Genomic DNA, 17099 nt, shown 5'->3' on the forward strand with positions numbered 1-17099 from the left:
CATGCCCACCACAGCCACCCCGCAGCCCGGCGCCCCGGTCGACCCGTACCGGGCGTACAACTTCCGGCTGCTCATCAACGGCGTCACCAACGGCCACTTCACGGAGATGAGCGGGCTGGAGGTGAACATCCCCGGGCAGCCGTACCGCGAGCACGGCCTCGGTCGGATGCGGATGGTCCCGGGCCAGGCCGAGTACGAGCCGGTGACGCTGCACTTCGGCCTCACCGCGTCCCGCGAGCTGTGGGACTGGGTGAATGCCACCGCCCAGGGCACCCTCAACCGCCGCAACGTGTCGGTGGTGCTGCTGGACTCGGTGGGCACCGCCGAGGTGCTGCGCTGGAACCTCATCGACGCCTGGCCCACCCGGTGGCGCGGCGCGCACCTCAACACCCTGAGCCACGAGATCGCCATCGCGTCGCTGACGCTGCGCTACGAGGGCCTTGAGCTGGAGTCCGGCAGTGCCACCGCGCCGACCCCCGCGTAGCTGGCTGGCGGGGCGGTTGCGCTCGGCCGCCGGGGCGACGTTGCGCCTCGCCCGTCAGGTCGAGCACGCCGACGCACCACATGCCTCGTCGGACGAAGGGCCGGTGGACCCGCGGCCGGGCCACCGTTCGGACCAGCGGTCGCAGCAGCGGCTGTCGGAGCACAGGTCTTTGGAGCAGCGGCTGTCGGAGCACGGGCCTGTGGAGCAATGGCTGTCGGAGGACCGGCCGGTCGATCGACGGGCGCCGGTCGGCGACGCGGCGCCGCGTCGGTTCGGGGAGCCGCCTCGGCACTGGCTGGACCTCGTCGCCGCCCACGCCCCCGGGCTGCTGCGCGAGCTGGATCTCGACAGGGCCCCGACAGACCGACACGACGACGCTCGGGACGTCCCCGATCCGGTCGAATGGGCCGGCGACGGCACGGGTCCGGGGCGGGCGTTCACTGGCAGCGCGACGGTCCATGGTGCGGCGGCGGCCGACGGGCCGCAGGCGGGCGCCGCCGGCTCGGTGGGTGCGGCCAGCGGCTCGCGCGGTACGGCCGGCTCGCTCGGTACAGCCGGCTTGCTCGGTACGGCCGGCTCGCTCGGTGCAGGCGGTTCAGTCGGTGCGAGCGGCTCGTTCGGTGCTACCGGCTGGGTTGTTGGTGGTGGAGCTGACAGGTTCGCGGGGCCAGGTAACCGCGAGAGCGGCGGAGAGCCGGATCGAGGGCACCGTGGCGCGGGCAGGTCATCCGGGCGTGGCAGCGCGACAGGAGCGCATCGTCCTGACACCCGAGCCGGAAGATCCGTCGAGGGAGCCCGGCCGCTGATCCGCCCTGCGGTCCCCCACCTCACGACCAGCACCCGTCCCGGGCGCGGCTCGTGGCCGCCAGCAGAGATCTTGGAAGATTTCGGCCCTTCCAGGGGCAGTTTCCTTCCAAGATCCGTTACGACGCGGGTGGGCGGCCGGCACCAGGGCGTCTGGGGCTGGTTTGCGACTGCTGCGCGGGGTGGAGGGCGGTCCGGGTCGGGTGGTCGAGGGCAGCGTGTGGGAGGTAACGCGTTCGGAGCCACCGGTGATGGGCTCGCAGGCGATCCGCGCGCTTTCCACGATGACCCGCGAGGGCATGGGGGCGACCAGCGGAGCGTTGCGGACGACCAACTCGCAACCGGCGGCGACCGGCGCGGAGCCCGGGCTGACCAACGCGGCGTCGAGAGTGGCCGGTTCGCGCCGGGCAGTCCCAGCGTTTGGAGGAACTCCAACAGCTCGGTCGTGGTCGGCCGCTCGTCTCAACAGGGCTTGAGCAATGCCGCCTGGTCCGACGGGCGGGGCGGTTCCGCGCCTGCCGCGTTGACGGAGGGCGCGCGGTCGACAGGTGCGAGGGTCACCGAGGGCTCCGGGGCGACAAGCGCCGACCCGCGAGCGGAAGCCATGTTGACGACGGGCACCGCGTTGGCGACGGGGGCCGGGGCGACGAGGGCGGGGGCGACGGGGGTCGTGGCCGGCGGGGACGCGGCCTCGCGGACTCGGTTCGTGGCAGGTGACCGCTCGGGTGGCGGCGTTGCCGCAGCGGATGCCGGAGGCGCGGCTGGCGGTCGACCGATTGAGGTGGCTCGCTCCACCGGCAGCGGGCCCTGGCCGGCGCTTCCGGACGAGATGGCGTGGCCCGGACAGCCGGCCGCGACAACTGGTCGGGCCGCTGGACCGGGGCACGGGCATCGCGACGACGGATGGGCGTCCAGGACCTCCGACCCGTGGCCGACGCTGCCGGATGACCGATCGCTGTGGGCGGTGCCTGGCGAGGCGCTGGACGCCACCCGGGTGGACCGGCTGGACCGGGAACAGGCGAGCGACTGATGGAGCGCGTCGCCTTCCTCATCGACTCCTCCGGGGAGCGGGTGGACTGCCTGCTCAACCCGGAGACCGTGCAGGTGACACGGCTCGCCGGCGTACGCCATCGGGGCGCGGCCGGCGGTCAGCTCACCGGGGCCGGGCTTGCCGACGACCCGCTGGTCTTCACCGGCGGCGGTCGGACCGAGCTGGTGCTCGACCTGCTCTTCGACGTCGACTTCGTGCAGGCGCAGGTCCGTCCGCCCGACGTACGGGTGCTCACCCGTCCGCTGTGGATGCTTGCGGAGAACTCCAGCGCCGAGCACGGGTGGCTGCGGCCTCCGCTCGTCCGGCTGGTCTGGGGCAAGACCTGGAACGTGCCCGGCGTGATCATCGCGGTGGCCGAGCGGTTCGACGCGTTCACCGGTACCGGCTCGCCGCGGCGTTCCTGGCTGCGGCTGAAGCTGGTTCGGGCCGCCGAGACGGCCGACCAGGCGGAGGCCGGATTCGCCGAGGAACTGGCCGCGGCGAGCACCCCGACCGCCGCACCCGGCAGCGCTGTGGTCGCCGCCGGTGACGGGGCGGCCGAGGCGGGCAGCACCGGGGTGCGCTTCGATCTGCTGGCCAACGACGCGCTCGGGTCGCCGCTGCGCTGGCGGTTGCTGGCCGAGCACAACCGGATCACCGACCCCCTGGCGGTGCCTGCGGGCACCACGCTTGCCGTCCCGCCGCCGACCGGCGGCATCGGAGGCAGCGGCACCACGGGCGGCGGCAGCACGAGCACCGACGCCGGCGGGGCGGCGCTGGCCGGGATCGCCCGCGCCGTGGCCGGTGCGGTGGGCTCCGGCGCGTCGTTCGTGGGCACGTCGCTCGCCACCAGCGCCGCCACCTGGTCTCCCACCACCAACCCGGGGGGTACGCCGTGACGAGCATCGCGCCCCGGGCGCTCACCGTGCTGCTCGACGGCGTGGAGCTGAGCGCACCGGCCCGCCAGCGGGTCCGTTCGCTGCGGGTGGCGGCGCGGCTCGACCAGCCCACCCAGGCCGAACTGGTGCTCGCCACCGGTGCCGGCAGCGGCGCCTTCGATCCCCCGGTACGGCCGGGCACGTCGCTCAGCGTGCGTCTCGCCGACCATGCCGACGCGCTGTTCGCCGGGGAGGTCACCTGTGTGGAGGTGGAGTACGCCGCTGATGGCGCGGCGGTGCTGCGCCTGCGGGCGTACGACGCGTTGCACCGGCTGCGAAAGCGACAGGGGCTTCGGGTCTTCACGTCGGTGACCGCCGCCGAACTGGCCGGTGAACTGTGTGGCGAGGTGGGGCTGACGGTGACCGTCGAGTGCGACGGGCCACGGCTGGAGCGGCTGGTGCAGCACCGGCACAGCGACCTGGAACTGCTGCGTGAGGTGACCGGCCGGGCGGGGCTGCACCTGGCCGCCGACGGCGACGGGGTACGTCTGGTCTCGCTGGCCGGCTACGGCGAGCCTGTCGCGTTGGCTCTCGGCGTGGACGTGCACACGCTGCGGTTGGCCACGAACTCCGACCAGGCCAGCGGTGCCAGCGCGGCGTTGGGCTGGCATCCGCAGCGGGCCGAGCCGATCAGCCAGCGGGTCGACGAGGCGCGCTGCGGCCGACCGGCAGGCGACCGTCCGGACCCGGCCGACGTGGGCGCCGACGGGGTACGTACCGCGGTGGACCAGCCTGGCCGCAGCGACGACGAGTTGGCGGCGCTGGCCCAGGCCCGCCTGGACACGCGCGCCGCCGCGCTGGTCACCGCCGAGGGGGTGGCCGAGGGCGATCCGGCGTTGCGGCCGGGCCGACGGATCACGCTGTCCGGTGTGCCCGACCCGGTCGCCGGCGCGTACGTGCTGACCGAGGTGGTGCACACGGTCGACGGCAACGGGCACCTGACCCGGTTCTCCACGGTGCCGCCGGCCGCACCAGCCCGTCCGGCGGGTGCCGGTACCACTGTGACGCTGGGCACCGTCACCGACGTCGCCGACCCGGACGGGCTGGGCCGCGTACGGCTGACCCTGCCGGCGTACGGGGATCTGGACGCCGGATGGCTCGGCGTTCTGTGCCCCGGTGCGGGGCGCGGCAAGGGGCTTGTGGCGTTGCCCGACCCGGACGACACGGTGCTTGTGGTGTTGCCTGGCGGCGAGCCGGCCTCGGGCATCGTCCTGGGCTCGCTCTTCGGCGCGGTCGAGCCGTACGACGCGGGTGTCGACGACGGGCGGGCCCGCCGCTGGTCGCTGCGGACGGCGGGTGGGCAGTCGATCGTCGTGGACGACGTACGGCGCAGCCTGCGTCTGGCGACCGAGGGCGGAAGTTTCCTGGAGCTGACCCCCGATCTGGCGACCCTGCACGCGGCGACCGATCTGGTCATCTCCGCGCCCGGGCGGGCCATTGTGGTCCGCGCCCGCAGCGTGGACTTCCTGCACGCCGAGTCGACCGAGGACCCGGCCACTGCGGCGCGGCAGGCCGCCTCGCTGGCCCGCGCCCATCACGAAGGAGGCGGCTGATGCGCTGGATCCACCGCGACTCGCTGATCACCTGCGATCACGACGGCCGGGTCGAGAACCGGCCGTCGCAGGAGTGGGTGACCGTCACCGCAGTACCGGTGCTGGTGGACGACGACCCGGAAGGTCGCAAGATCGTCGCCTGCCCGAACTACGGCCCGACAATCAAGCCGTGCACGAAGACGCTCACCGTCCGGGTCGGCTACAGCGACTGGGTACGCGTCGACGGGCACCGGGTGGTGCTGTCGCACCTGGAGGGGTTCACAAACGGCACGCCGCCGGGCGCTGTCCACCACACGGTGCGCGATGCGCGCCAGGCGTTCCTGGGGGCGGACCGGTGAGGGCGTTCCGGTTCGTCGGCGCGGGCTTCGACGCCGGGCGGGGCGGAGGGCTGGCGCTCACCGCCGCAGGTGGCCTGGCGATGACCGACGGCGACGAGAGCGTACGCCAGGCGTTGTGTCTGCTGTTGTCGACGACCCCGGGCGAGCGGCTGATGCGACCCGGGTACGGGTCACGGCTGCATCGTTTGATCTTCGCGCCGAACGACGACACGACGGCCGGGCTGGCCATCCACTACGTCCGGCAGGCGATCGCCCGTTGGGAGCCCCGGGTCGAGGTGATCGACGTGGACGCCGGGCCGGACCCGGACGACGCGTGGCGGTTGGTGATCCGGCTGGACTACCGGGTGCGGGCCAGCCTGACGCCCGGGCAGTTGGTGTTCTCCGTGGACCTGCTCGCCGCCGACGACCCGGGAGGACCGTCATGACGCTGCCCGTGCCGCACCTGGACGACCGGGGGTTTCTCGACCTGGTCACCGAGGCCCGCGAGCGGATCCGCCAGTCCTGCCCGGCCTGGACCGACCTGTCGGCGCACGACCCGGGCATGGCGCTCGTGGAGGCGTTCGCGCACCTCACCGAGGTGATGATCTACCGGCTGAACCAGTTGCCGGAGAAGGCGTACGTCTCGTTCCTGAACCTGCTCGGGGTGACCCGGCACGCGCCGACGGCGGCCTGGGCGGACGTCCGTTTCACACGCAGCGGCACCGATCGGGGCGCGGTACGGATCCCGGCGGGTCTGCGGGTCGCGGCGGCGCGCGGCGCGGACCCCAGGCCTGTCGTGTTCGTCACCACCGAGCCGGCGCTGCTGGCGGCCGGCGAGGCGTCGGTGACGGTCCGGATGCACCACTGCGAGCCGGTGGAGGCGGAGATGCTTGGTGTCGGCACCGGCCAGCCGGGCCAGGTGTTGCGGGCGTCCCGGGCTCCGCTGGCGCACACCGCCGAGGCGCTGGACCTGCTGCTCGGTGTGGAGGTGCCCGCCGGCTCGGTGGAGTTGGGGGCGGCGGCCCGCGAGCACGACGGCCGCACGTTCGAGATCTGGCAGCCGGTGGAAAGCTTCGCAGGGCTCGGCAGGCAGGCCAAGGCGTACCTCGTGGACCGCTGTTCGGGCACGATCACCTTCGCCCCGGCCCTCGACCTGCGTCCGCCCGCCGACGCGACCCGGGCCGACGCGACGCCCGCTGACGCGACGCCCGCCGACGCGACGCCCGCCGACGCGCCCGCGGACCCGGCCCGGACCGGCGTGCCCTCAGGGACGGTGGCGGCGGTGCCGCCGGCCGGGCGGCAGGTCCGGCTCTGGTACCGGGCCGGCGGCGGGCCGACCGGCAACGTGGCGGCGGGCACGCTCACCAGCCTGCGCGATCCCCTGCCCGGGGTACGCGTGGACAACCCCACGCCGGCCGCCGGCGGGCGGGAGGTGGAGGCGCTGGAGTCGGTGCTGCTGCGCGGCCCGTACGAGTTCTTCGCCCAGCAGCGCGCGGTCACCGCCCGCGACTTCGAGGTGCTGGCCACGGCCTCGGGCGCTGTGGCGCGGGCGCGGGCGTTCACCCGCGCCGCTGTGTACAGCTTCGCCCGGCCGGGCGAGGTGGAGGTGGTGCTGGTGCCGTACGTCCCGCCGGCGGCCCGCCCGGGTGACCGGCTGTCGGTGGCGGTGCTGCGCGAGCACGAGGTGCCCGAGGCGCGGCATCGCGTGGAGGCCGACCTGGAGCAGCGCCGCATGATGGGAGTCCGGTCCCGGGCGACGTGGGCCCGGTTCAAGGCGGTGTCGGTACGGGCGCGCGTGGTGGTGCGGCGCGAGGAGGACGTGGACGCGGTCCGGCGGCGCATCCACGACCGGCTGCACCAGACGTTGAGCCCGCTGCCCACCGCGCTCAACCCGACGGGCTGGCCGTTCGGCGAGCCGCTGCGGGCGTCGAACGTTTACCGGCTGCTGGAGCACGCCGAGCCGGGCGTGCGCTACGTCGAGTCGGTGCGGTTCGTTGTCGACGAGGCGCCCGACGCGGAGGTACGCGCTCTCGCCGTCGACAAGTACCAGCCCCGCACCTGGTACGCCGGGCGCGGTCCGGTGCTGTTCCGGTCCACGAATGCCGGGGCGGGCTGGGAGCCGACCGGCCGGTTCGACGACGAGACGGTGCTGCGGGTGGCGCCCGCGCCCGCTCCGGTGCGGCCCGGCATCGTGCCGCGTCCCGGTTCGGTGGCAGTGGTGACGCTGCGTGCGTCCGGTGGCTCCCGGGTGCACCTGAGCACCGACCTGGGTGAGACCTGGTCGCTGCTGACCGACCTGGACTCGCGCATCTCCGACGTGGCATGGCTGGACCGCGACGGCGCGGGTGCGCTGCTGGTGGCCACCGACACCGGCCTGTACGAGGTGTCGTTGCTGCCCGGCGCGGTGCCGTTGCAGATCCTCGTCGACCCGTCCGACGCCGATCGAGGCTTCTACGCGGTGCGGGCGTTCGTCTCCGAGCGGGGTGCGCCAGGTGTGGCGGTGGCGGCGCAGGCCGGCTTCGGGGTGTACCTGTCGACTGCCGGCGGCCGGCCGGGGAGCTTCGCGCACGTCGGTCTGTCGAATGTGGACAACCGGGTGTTGTCGGTGCAGTACGACGGCCCCGCGACGCTGTTGTGGAGCGGCGCGGGTGAGCCGGATCCGAAGAAGCCCGGCCAGGGCTGCCACCGCACGCGACTGTTCGAGTCGGACGTGCAGTGGCAGACGATGCAGGCCGGGTGGATCGGCGGCACCTGCCGGGATCTCGCGTTCGCCGGCCCGCTGGCGCTTGCGGCCACGCAGAGCGGTGGCGTGCTACGCCTGGACACCCTCGCCGCGCAGCCGCAGTGGCAACCGGTGATGGTCAACTGCGGGTTGCCGCTGCGCGACAGGAACCGGTTCGTACCTGTCGACGCCATCGCGGTGAGCGGTCCCGCGACCAGCCCCACCGGTGGCGCCGCGGCGGCCGAGCGGCTGGTCCTGGCCGGCGGCGAACGCGGGGTGTACCGCAGCGCCGACGCGATCGACTGGACCGCCAGCGCCAACCAGGCCACCGCCGACGTGGTGACCGTCCCGGACACGTGGCTGCTCTGCTCCGGCGAGCACGACATCGAGGTGGTGCGCCAGGATGCGACGCTCGGCGATTGAGCGGCTGCTGCCCGCCGCCTACCAGCGGGCGTGCGTGCCGGGCAGCGTGCTCTGGGCGCTGCTGGAGGTGATGGAGGGGCTGCACGCCCCGGACGAGGCCATCCTCGCCGAGGTGGACGCCCTGTTCGATCCGTACCGGGCGCCGGACGGGCTTGTCGTGCGGCTGACCCGCTGGGTGGCGATGGACCACGTGGTGGCCGCACCTCGGCCGGACGCCCCGCTGCCGTTGCCGCTGGGCCGGCTTCGTGACCTGGTGGCCAACGCCGCGCTGCTGGCCCGGTGGCGTGGCACCCCGTACGGGATGCGCAGGGCCCTTGAGCTGGCCACCGGCGTGCCGGGTTTCGTCATCGACGAACCGGCGGAGCAGCCCTTTCACATCGTGGTGCGGGTACCGGCGACCGCCGGCGGTCAGCTCGCCCTCGTCACCCGCATCGTCGAGGCGGAGAAGCCCGTCGCGGTGACCGCCGAGGTCGCCCTGGACGGCCCGCCCTCGCCCACCCCGGAGGGCGACTCCGACGCGGCGATCCCGGCGCCGGCCCCGGACGGCGACTTTGACGCGGCGACCCCGACGCCGGGCCCGGCGATCGGCCGGGCGGCGGTGCCGCACCACCCCGTCTCGCACCCATCTTCCGCAGAGGAGCCGTCATGACCACCGAATGGACCGTCGCCGCCGCCGCTTCCCAGTTCACACTGGACGCCGGCAACCGGGGCGAGCTGACCTTCACCGTCTCGAATCCGCACCAGGCGCCGGACACAGTGGTCTTCGACGTCGCGCCAGGCGAGGGCAGCCAGCGTGCCTGGTTCGACGTGACAGAGCCGCAGCGGGTGGTGCCCGGGCCGGGCTCGGTCTCGTTCCTGGTGCGGCTCGCCGTTCCGGTCGGCACCGCGCCCCGCCGCTACGACATGACCGGCTTCGCGTACTCGGCGAACACCGCGCCGGAGGAGAGTTCCCGCTCCAGCGGCCGGGTGACGTACGAGGTTCAGGCGGTGGCCGCGCCGAAGCGGACGCCGTGGCCGTGGATCGCCGCGGCGGCGGTGGTGCTGGTGCTGGTGGTGGGCGGGGTGGCCGGCTATCTGCTGACCCGGCCGGACGGCACCACGCCCGGTGCGCCACGGGTGGTGACGGTGGAGGCGGAGAGCCTTGTCGACGGCGCGCAGGTGGAGTCACCGGCCGGAACCGGCGCGACTGTGGTGTCGCAGCCGAACTGCTGCGCGGTGACCTGGTCGGACGACAAGCAGTTGTTCTTCCAGGGCCTGGCGCCGGGCGACCGGGTCAGCCTCACCGTCGACCTGCCGGCCGACGCGGTCTGGCTCTTCTCCGCCGCCCGCACCACCTCGTTCGACTACGCCAACACCATCTGGCAGGTCGACGGCACGCAGCTCGGCGGCACGTTCTTCGGCTTCACGCCGAAGGTGGTCCTGCAGGACTTCACCGACGTGGGCACGATCCGGCTCGGCGCGGGCCGGCACACGCTCACGCTTGTGGCGGTGGGCCGGACCCAGGGCGTCAACCGCTACTTCGCCGGTGTCGACCAGATCCGCTTCACCGAGGTCAGCGGGACGGTCGCGCAACGATGAGCGGCCGGCAGAAGCTGTTGTTGGTGACGCTTGCGGTGCTGCTTGTGGCGTCGTTCGCGCTTGCCGTCGGCGTGGGCGGCGGCGAGCGGGGACGCGCGGGCGAACCGTCCGGGGTGGTCGGGCGACTGAGTGGGCTGGCCGGCGGGAGCAGCACCGTCGACCCGGCGACAGTACGGGCCGGCTGCGACCGCACCGCCGACGTGCTCAGCTTCGTCGGTGGCTGCGAGCTGCGGGTTGCCGACCCGGGCGGGCTCAGGACGCTGGTGCTGCGCAGCGGTCGGGCCTTCACGGTGACCGCCCCGGCGCCCCGGGACGCCGACCTCACCGTCCGGGCCGACGCCGAGCCGGGCGACGACGGCGAGGCTGTCGCCCGGATCGCCGTCGACGATGCGGCAGTCGTGCTGCTCAGGTGTCCGGGAGGTGTGGCATGCACTGTCACCATCGCCGCCACCTGATCCACCTACCGGCCGACAGCGGCCACGAGGAGGTCCGACATGGGTGACCTACGCAAGCCCTTCCTCCTGCTGGCGTTGGTCGCGGTGACCCTCGTGGTGCTTGTCGAGGTCGGGTCGTCGCTGCTCACCGGCGGCGGGGACGCCACCGGCGCGCTGCGCGCCGGAGCGGTGGACCTCGGGGTCGAGGTGGACGCCGGTGCGATAAGCGAACCCTCCGGGCGCGGGACGAGCTATCTGGCGCTCATCGACGCGGTGGCGCTCTGGACGACAGGCCTGTTCTGCCTGAGCCTTGTGCTGCCCGAGCGGACGCAGGGCCGGATCCAGGGCGTGGCGACCCTGATCTTCTCGATCCTGCTTCTCCTGGCCTCGCTGGTGTTGCTGATCATCGCTTTCGTCGAGCTGACCATCATGGTGTCGTTGTTCGTGGCCGTACCGTTCGGCACGCTGGCGTACCTGGCGCTGTGGGGGTTCTTCCCTGTGGGCGAGGCGAGCCTGCTGCTGGGGTTGGTGCTGGTGCTGAAACTGGTGTGGGTGGCGATGCTGCTGCTGGCCCAGCCCCGTTTTCTCCAGAACAAGGGCCTGGTGCTGTTGGCGCTCACCACTCTGCTCTGCACTGTCGTGCTGGAGTTCCTGCACCGGCTCGTGCCGGTGGTCGTGGTGAGCATCCTGGACGACGTGGGCGCGCTGGTCTTCGCCATAATCGCCATCGTGTGGGGTCTGGTGCTGTTGATCGGCTCGATCCCGGCCATCGTCAAGTCGGTGCGGGTGACAGCCGCCCTACCCACCCGGTGACGGGTGGGTAGGGCTCACGGGGCCGCCGCGACCAGGGCGGCGGCCCGGTCCCGGTCGAGGGTGCCGTCGGCCACCCACACCCGGTAGTGGCCGTGCCGGGTGTCGCCGGCCGCCACCACTGCCGGCCTGTCGAACGCGAACGCCACGCAGACACCCGGGTACATGGCGGTCCGCACGAACCACCTGTCGCCGGGCCCGAGGCCCGCGAAAACAAGTGTGTACGCCGCACCGCCCGCCCCGACACCCGCCATGGCCAACCAGGGCACCGCGCTGCCGTTGAGCGTCTCCTCCCCCGTGGCGTCGGCGGCGAACACCGTCGGCTCACCGTCGGCGACGGCCCGCCAGAAGAACCCGCCGTAGCCGGCCCCGCCGGGGCGCCCGTTCGTGGCCGGGCTGCCGAGGCGCACCTCGTGACCGGGCGGTGCGGTGAGCGCGCAGGTCAGGTCGAGCCGCCAGACGTCCGGCGCGACTGCCGACGCGGCGAGCCGCCGGCGCTCGGTGAGCAGCACCCGTCCGTGGGCGTCGCGCCACTGCGCGTCGTGCGCCAGCCGGTCGGCGGCCTGCTCGGTCCAGCCGGTGTGCGCGATCCGCCCGTGGTCGTCACGCCAGGTGTAGCCGACGTCCCGGACGTAGGTGCGCCCGCCCCACAGGTTGGCGCCGTTGACGTCCTGCACGGCGAGGGACGCGCCGAGGTGCCACACGTGGTCGGCGGGCAGCGCGCCGGTGACCACAGTGCCGGCGATGGTGCGTACCGGGTGCAGGTAGGGGCGGGGCCCGTGTCGCGCGTCCAGCGGCGGGTCGACCACGTACCGGGCCACCTCCGTCGGGCCGACAAGCAGCCGTGCGGGCTCCGGCTCGGTGCTCACGGCAGCTCCGCTCGGGCGAGGGCCGGCCAGCGGCCGGCGACGGCGTGCAGGGCTGCCACCGTGTAGCCGGCGAGGATCGGCACCGCCACCGGCGTGACCAGGACGGCGAGCAGCCCGGCAAGCGCCGTCACCCCGCTCACCGCCGCCCAGCGGGTGGGCGCGTCCAGGCAGGCGCGGGCGGCGCGGCGGGCCGCCGCCCGCCACCGCCGGCAGCCGCCGACCTCGACGACGACAAGCCCCGCGTACCCGGCCAGGCCGGCGGCGACCAGGGCGGTCACCGCCAGCGCCACCACCCCGCCGGGCACCCGCCCGGTGGCCAGCGCCGCCAGGTTGACGGCGAGCAGCCCGGTCACGGCGAGCGCCAGCAGGCTGACCGGCACTCCGGGCAGCACCGACCGGCCGTACCGGCGCACTGTGGTCCGTGCCGACGGCCAGCTACCGGTACGCGTCCAGTCGTGCACTGCGGCGCTTGCCGTGCCGGCCGCCGCGGCGGCGGTCACGACAGGTGCCGCCGCGAGCGTCAGCAGGATGCCGAGCAGCGCCAGGTCGGCGGCGTCGCGGGCGACGTCACGCCAGTCGCGGCGGCCACCCTCCGGTTCAGCCCTTGATGCCACTGGTGTTGATCCCCTCGACGAGCATCCGCTGGAACGCCACGAAGAACAGGAAGACCGGCAGCAGCGACAGCACCGACATGGCGAACATCGGACCGACCGCGCTCTGGCTTGTCGAGTCGATGAACAGGGTCAGCGCGACAGGCACCGTGTAGTCCTCCAGTTGGGACAGGAAGACGAGCTGCCGGAAGAAGTCGTTCCAGGTCCAGATGAACGAGAAGATCGCCGTGGTGACCAGCGCGGGACGGCTCAGCGGCAGGATGACGTACCGGAAGATGCCGTACGGGCCGGCGCCGTCGATCCGGGCCGCCTCGTCCAGTTCGCGCGGGACGCCCCGCATGAACTGCACCATCAGGAACACGAAGAACGCCTCGGTGGCCAGGAACTGCGGGATGAGCAGCGGCAGGTACGGCCACTCGCCGCCGACCAGCCCCAGCGTCCGGAACAGGATGTACTGCGGCACGATCAGCACGTGCCCGGGCAGCAGCAGCGTGCCGATCATGACGGCGAACCACATGCCGCGCAGCCGGAACCGCAGCCGGGCGAAGGCGTACGCGGCCAGCAGGCAGGAGAGCCCGTTGCCCACGACGGTGAGCAGGCTGACCATCGCGCTGTTGAGGAAGAACCGGCCGAAGCTGACGTCGAAGTTGGACCACCCGTCGGTGTAGTTGCCCGGGGTGAACCGCTCGGGCAGGAGCCCGATGTTGTTGACGATCTCCTCCTGGGACTTCACCGAAGTGCCCACCATCCAGATGAGCGGGTAGAGCACCACGGCGACGATCGCCACCAGGATCAGCAGTCGCAGTACGGGCCGGCCGCCGGGCCGTCGGCGCGCGTTCGGCGCCGCTGCGGTCGGGGTCACCGCCACCATCACCGGTCCTCCCCGTCGGAGTAGTGCACCCAGAACCGTCCGGTGCTGAAGAAGATCGCGGTGATCACCGCGATGGCGAGCAGGAACACCCAGGCCATCGCCGAGGCGTAGCCCATTTCGAGGTCGGTGAAGCCGGTGATGTAGAGGTTCAGCGTGTACATCAGCGTGGAGTCGACAGGGCCGCCGGTGCCGTTGCTGAGCACGAACGCGGCAGTGAAGCCCTGGAAGCCGTTGATGGTCTCCAGCACCAGGTTGAAGAAGATCACCGGTGACAGCATCGGCAGGGTGATGTTGCGGAACTGGCTGAACCGGCCCGCCCCGTCGACGGACGCGGCCTCGTACAGTTCGGTGGGCACCTGCTTGAGCCCGGCCAGGAAGATCACCATCGGCGCGCCGAACTGCCAGATGGCAAGCACCATGAGCGTCTGCAGGGCCCAGTCCGGGTCGTTGACCCACGGCTTGCCCTCGATGCCGAAGAGGCTCAGCAGCGAGTTGAACGCGCCGTCGCGGTTGAACATGTTGACCCAGACGATGGCCAGCGCGACGCTGCCGCCGAGCAACGACGGCAGGTAGAACAGGCCACGGAACAGCCCCACCCCGCGCCAGGCGCGGTTGAGCAGCAGCGCCACACCGAGCGCGGCGGCCAGCTTCAACGGCACGGCGATCAGCGCGAACGTCAGTGTGACCCGCACCGAGTGCCAGTACGACGGGTCGGCGGTGAACATCCGCTCGTAGTTGGCAAGCCCCACCCACTGCGCCTCGGAGAACGGGGTGAGGATGTCGTAGTTGGTGAAGCTCAGGTAGAGCGACAGCAGCATGGGGACCGCCGTGATGCCCATCAGGCCGATGAGCCACGGCGACAGGAAGACGTACCCCGCCAGACCTTCGCTGTGCCGGATACGCCCGGGCCCACGCTTCTCAGCGTGGGCCCGGTCGGTTCCGGGGCCGCGTCGGGTCGGGTCGGGCGCCGTGGTCAACGCCACGAACGGCTCCTCTCCTCGCCTTGTGGGGCGGTCAGGCGATGGCGGCCTTGCACGCCTCGACGAACTGGGCGGCGGCCTGGGCAGGGGTGGCCCGGCCGTACTGGGCGTTCTCGGCAGCCTTGATCAGCTCGGACTTGACCTTGCTGTGGCCCTTGATCGGCACCTGCGGGGACTCGCCGAACTTCTCGGTCAGCTCCGCCTCGACGGCGATTGACTGCTTCATGGCCGGATCGGTGGTGTCGTCGCTGACCACCCGGCGCAGGTCCAGGTTGGACGGCAGGCCCCGGTCGGTGCCGAGCAGCTTGACGGCCTCGGTGTCGTTGTTCAGGAAGTTGATCACGTCGACCGCGACGTCCTTGTGCTTGCTGCCCTTGAACACCGACCAGTACATGGAGGCCCGTGCCCACTGGGCGCTCGGGTCACCCGGGTAGGCGATCACGCCCAGCTCGTCCTTCGTGTTCTTCTTCAGGTCGGGCATCTGGTTGGCCCAGACCCAGGAGGTCGCCGACTTTCCGGTGACCACCAGCTGCTTGCTGATGTCGCTGGAGTTGCCCTCGTGGATGACGTCAGCGGTCGGGGTGGCCTTGCGATCCCGGGCGCCCTTCCACAGCTCGAACCACTTGGCCACGTCCTCGGCGCCGAAGCCCAGTTCCTTGCCCTTGTAGAGGTCCTTGCCCTGCTGGCGCAGCCAGACCCAGAACGCCTTGTAGTCGGCGCTAGGGTCCTGGGTGCCGGGCACGCCGGTCTTCTTCGCCACCTCCTCGGCCCAGGCGATGTGCTGCTCCCAGGTCATCCCTGTGGTGGGCTCGGGCAGGTTGTTCTTGATCAGCAGCGTCTTGTTGTAGACCAGACCCTGCGTGTTCTCCCCTGCGGCCAGGCCGGCGAGCTTGCCGTCGACAACGCCGTACTGCCAGAGGCTCTTGGGGAACTTGGAGGTGTCCAGCTTGCCGGACTCCTGGTACGGGGTCAGGTCAAGCGTGGTGTTGCGGGCCGCGTACTCGGACAGGTAGTTGTCGTCGATCTGGAACAGGTCCGGCGGGTTGCCGCCGGCGGTGAGCGTGGCCAGCTTGTCGAAGTAGCCCTGGTTGGCCTGCCAGGTCTTCTCGAACGTCACGTTCGGGTTCTTCTTGGTGTAGAGGGCCAGGGCGTCCTCGGTCAGCTTGGCCCGCGCGTCGGCGCCCCACCAGAAGATGGAGAGCTTGATCGGGGCGTTCGGGTCGGCCGCGGATTCGTCGTCTCCGCAGGCGGCGGCACCGAACATCAGCGGTGCGGCGACCGTCACGGCCAGCAGGCCGCGCAGCAGCCGCCGCCTCGGTACGGCGGTACGGCGAGCGCGCCCGGCGGGCGCGCCAGTGGTGGGGGGCATTGCGGGGTGCATGTGCGCTCACTCCTCGGCATTAGGAGGCGACGGCGTCACCGGTGGTCGCAGTCGGGATGCCCGTGCCCGCAGGGCGCTGCGGGTCCGGGCCACGTGGTGCGGCCAGGGGACGTGCCGGTCGGGCGTGTGGGCCCGGGCCGGTCGAGTCGCGGATGACCAGGTCGGTCTGGAGCATTACCTGTGCGGTGGTGCGACGGACGCCGAGCGCCGTGCCGGCACCGGATCCCCGCGCACCGCGCGGTGACTCGATGTCCTGTTGCAGCAGCATGTCGACGGCCGTCCGGCCGGCGGCCCCGGTGGGTGTGGCCACCGTCGTCAGTTTGGGGCGGGTGAGCCGGCTCAGGGTGATGTCGTCGACCCCGACGACGCTCACCTCCTGCGGTACCCGGACCCCGAGTGCGTCCAGCCCTTCGATGAGGCCGATCGCCATCAGGTCGTTGTAGGCGAGCACCGCCGACACGCCGCTGCGGCGTACCTGCTCGGCGACGGCGGAACCGCCGATCTCGGTGGGAGCGTTGGGGCCGAGCACCGTCAGCTCCGCGCCGACGGCCCGGGCTGCCGTTGTTGCCGCCCGCCGCATCTCGCGGTTGGTCCACGAGCTGCGCGGCCCGCCGAGCAGCGCGATGCTGCGGTGGCCCAGGCCGACCAGGTGCTCGATCGCGGCGCGGGCGCCCTGCCCGACGTCCATGAGCACGCAGGGCAGGCCTGTCACCTGACGGTTCACCACTACCAGCGGCACCTCGCGGCTGAGCTGTTCGATGAGGCTGTTGCTCATCCGCGGGCTGCACAGCAGCACCCCGTCCACCTGCTTGGCGAGGGCGTGGACCAACTCCTCCTCGGCCGCCGGGTCCTCATTGGTGTCGGCCACGAACACGTGGTAGTCGCGGTGGCGGGCCTGGCTCTCCGCCGCCTTGATCAGCGGCGGGAAGAACGGGTTCGCGATGTCGGCGATGATCAGGCCGATGTTGTGCGTCCGCCCGGTGATCAGGGCTCTGGCGGCCCGGTTGGGCCGGTAACCCAGATCCTCCGCGCAGGCCAGCACCCGGACCCGGGTCTCGGGGTTGACCAGGTGCGGTGCCGAGAAGGTGCGGGACACGGTGGAGATGTGCACGCCGGAGGCACGGGCGACGTCCCGGATGGTGACTGGCACGGCGGCCCCTTCGTCCGATGTGGCGGCGGTCACGCAGGTGCCGCCCATTAATGCAAACGGTTGCTCCAGTGTCAACGGTCAATGATTGCGGTTCTGTTGCGCCAACGTCCCTCGGGGTGACATTCAAGCCCGCAAACACTGACA

Annotated in this window: 17 protein-coding genes; 11 read left to right on the plus strand and 6 right to left on the minus strand. The window is 72.4% G+C overall.

Translation table 11 applies throughout. From position 1 onward, the window contains the following. Position 1 precedes the first annotated feature (1 nt). From F4558_RS11050 to F4558_RS11100, 11 genes are all read left to right on the plus strand, one after another. Positions 2–484: a phage tail protein gene (locus F4558_RS11050; protein WP_167943963.1), complete on the plus strand. Its 483-nt coding sequence runs from the start codon at positions 2–4 to the stop codon at positions 482–484. 1585 nt (positions 485–2069) lie between these two features. Then, on the plus strand, positions 2070–2318 hold the full coding sequence (locus tag F4558_RS11055) for a hypothetical protein (RefSeq protein ID WP_167943964.1): 249 nt from the start codon (positions 2070–2072) through the stop codon (positions 2316–2318). Then, positions 2318–3217 (plus strand): CIS tube protein, encoded by a 900-nt coding sequence (locus F4558_RS11060; protein WP_167943965.1) that lies wholly within the window; start codon positions 2318–2320, stop codon positions 3215–3217. Before F4558_RS11055 ends, F4558_RS11060 begins: the two co-directional genes overlap by 1 nt. Next, the gene (locus tag F4558_RS11065) at positions 3214–4809 is read left to right on the plus strand and encodes a contractile injection system protein, VgrG/Pvc8 family (RefSeq protein WP_167943966.1); all 1596 of its coding nucleotides are present in this window, start codon (positions 3214–3216) and stop codon (positions 4807–4809) included. Before F4558_RS11060 ends, F4558_RS11065 begins: the two co-directional genes overlap by 4 nt. Then, positions 4809–5147 carry a hypothetical protein gene (locus tag F4558_RS11070; RefSeq protein WP_053659840.1) on the plus strand — a complete coding sequence of 113 codons (339 nt, stop codon included), beginning with the start codon at positions 4809–4811 and terminating at the stop codon, positions 5145–5147. The genes F4558_RS11065 and F4558_RS11070 overlap by 1 nt, the downstream gene beginning before the upstream one ends. Then, positions 5144–5572: a GPW/gp25 family protein gene (locus tag F4558_RS11075; RefSeq protein WP_053659838.1), complete on the plus strand. Its 429-nt coding sequence runs from the start codon at positions 5144–5146 to the stop codon at positions 5570–5572. Before F4558_RS11070 ends, F4558_RS11075 begins: the two co-directional genes overlap by 4 nt. After that, positions 5569–8271 carry a putative baseplate assembly protein gene (locus tag F4558_RS11080; protein WP_167943967.1) on the plus strand — a complete coding sequence of 901 codons (2703 nt, stop codon included), beginning with the start codon at positions 5569–5571 and terminating at the stop codon, positions 8269–8271. Before F4558_RS11075 ends, F4558_RS11080 begins: the two co-directional genes overlap by 4 nt. Continuing rightward, entirely contained in the window at positions 8252–8920 is a 669-nt protein-coding gene (locus F4558_RS11085) for a phage tail protein (protein ID WP_167943968.1), read from the plus strand. Before F4558_RS11080 ends, F4558_RS11085 begins: the two co-directional genes overlap by 20 nt. Beyond that, on the plus strand, positions 8917–9849 hold the full coding sequence (locus tag F4558_RS11090; RefSeq protein WP_167943969.1) for a carbohydrate-binding protein: 933 nt from the start codon (positions 8917–8919) through the stop codon (positions 9847–9849). Before F4558_RS11085 ends, F4558_RS11090 begins: the two co-directional genes overlap by 4 nt. After that, entirely contained in the window at positions 9846–10304 is a 459-nt protein-coding gene (locus F4558_RS11095) for a hypothetical protein (protein WP_053659830.1), read from the plus strand. Before F4558_RS11090 ends, F4558_RS11095 begins: the two co-directional genes overlap by 4 nt. Positions 10305–10343: 39 nt before the next feature. Then, entirely contained in the window at positions 10344–11096 is a 753-nt protein-coding gene (locus F4558_RS11100) for a hypothetical protein (protein WP_167943970.1), read from the plus strand. Positions 11097–11110: 14 nt separating this feature from the next. On the opposite strand, the gene F4558_RS11105 is transcribed toward F4558_RS11100, so the two are convergent. The 6 genes from F4558_RS11105 to F4558_RS11130 are packed head-to-tail and all read right to left on the minus strand — an operon-like array spanning position 11111 to position 16955. Then, positions 11111–11962, minus strand: coding sequence for a DUF6807 domain-containing protein (locus tag F4558_RS11105; RefSeq protein ID WP_312877310.1), 852 nt, complete (start codon positions 11960–11962; stop codon positions 11111–11113). Continuing rightward, on the minus strand, positions 11959–12576 hold the full coding sequence (locus F4558_RS11110) for a hypothetical protein (protein ID WP_167943971.1): 618 nt from the start codon (positions 12574–12576) through the stop codon (positions 11959–11961). Before F4558_RS11110 ends, F4558_RS11105 begins: the two co-directional genes overlap by 4 nt. Next, positions 12560–13444 (minus strand): carbohydrate ABC transporter permease, encoded by an 885-nt coding sequence (locus F4558_RS11115; RefSeq protein WP_053659824.1) that lies wholly within the window; start codon positions 13442–13444, stop codon positions 12560–12562. Before F4558_RS11115 ends, F4558_RS11110 begins: the two co-directional genes overlap by 17 nt. Continuing rightward, positions 13444–14427 (minus strand): carbohydrate ABC transporter permease, encoded by a 984-nt coding sequence (locus F4558_RS11120; protein ID WP_167943972.1) that lies wholly within the window; start codon positions 14425–14427, stop codon positions 13444–13446. The genes F4558_RS11115 and F4558_RS11120 overlap by 1 nt, the downstream gene beginning before the upstream one ends. Before the next feature lie 31 nt (positions 14428–14458). Further along, on the minus strand, positions 14459–15805 hold the full coding sequence (locus F4558_RS11125) for an ABC transporter substrate-binding protein (protein WP_167943973.1): 1347 nt from the start codon (positions 15803–15805) through the stop codon (positions 14459–14461). A gap of 19 nt (positions 15806–15824) precedes the next feature. After that, positions 15825–16955 carry a LacI family DNA-binding transcriptional regulator gene (locus tag F4558_RS11130; protein WP_312877311.1) on the minus strand — a complete coding sequence of 377 codons (1131 nt, stop codon included), beginning with the start codon at positions 16953–16955 and terminating at the stop codon, positions 15825–15827. Between the last annotated feature and the right edge of the window lie 144 nt (positions 16956–17099).

It is taken from the genome of Micromonospora profundi, from assembly GCF_011927785.1.
GTDB lineage: Bacteria > Actinomycetota > Actinomycetes > Mycobacteriales > Micromonosporaceae > Micromonospora > Micromonospora profundi.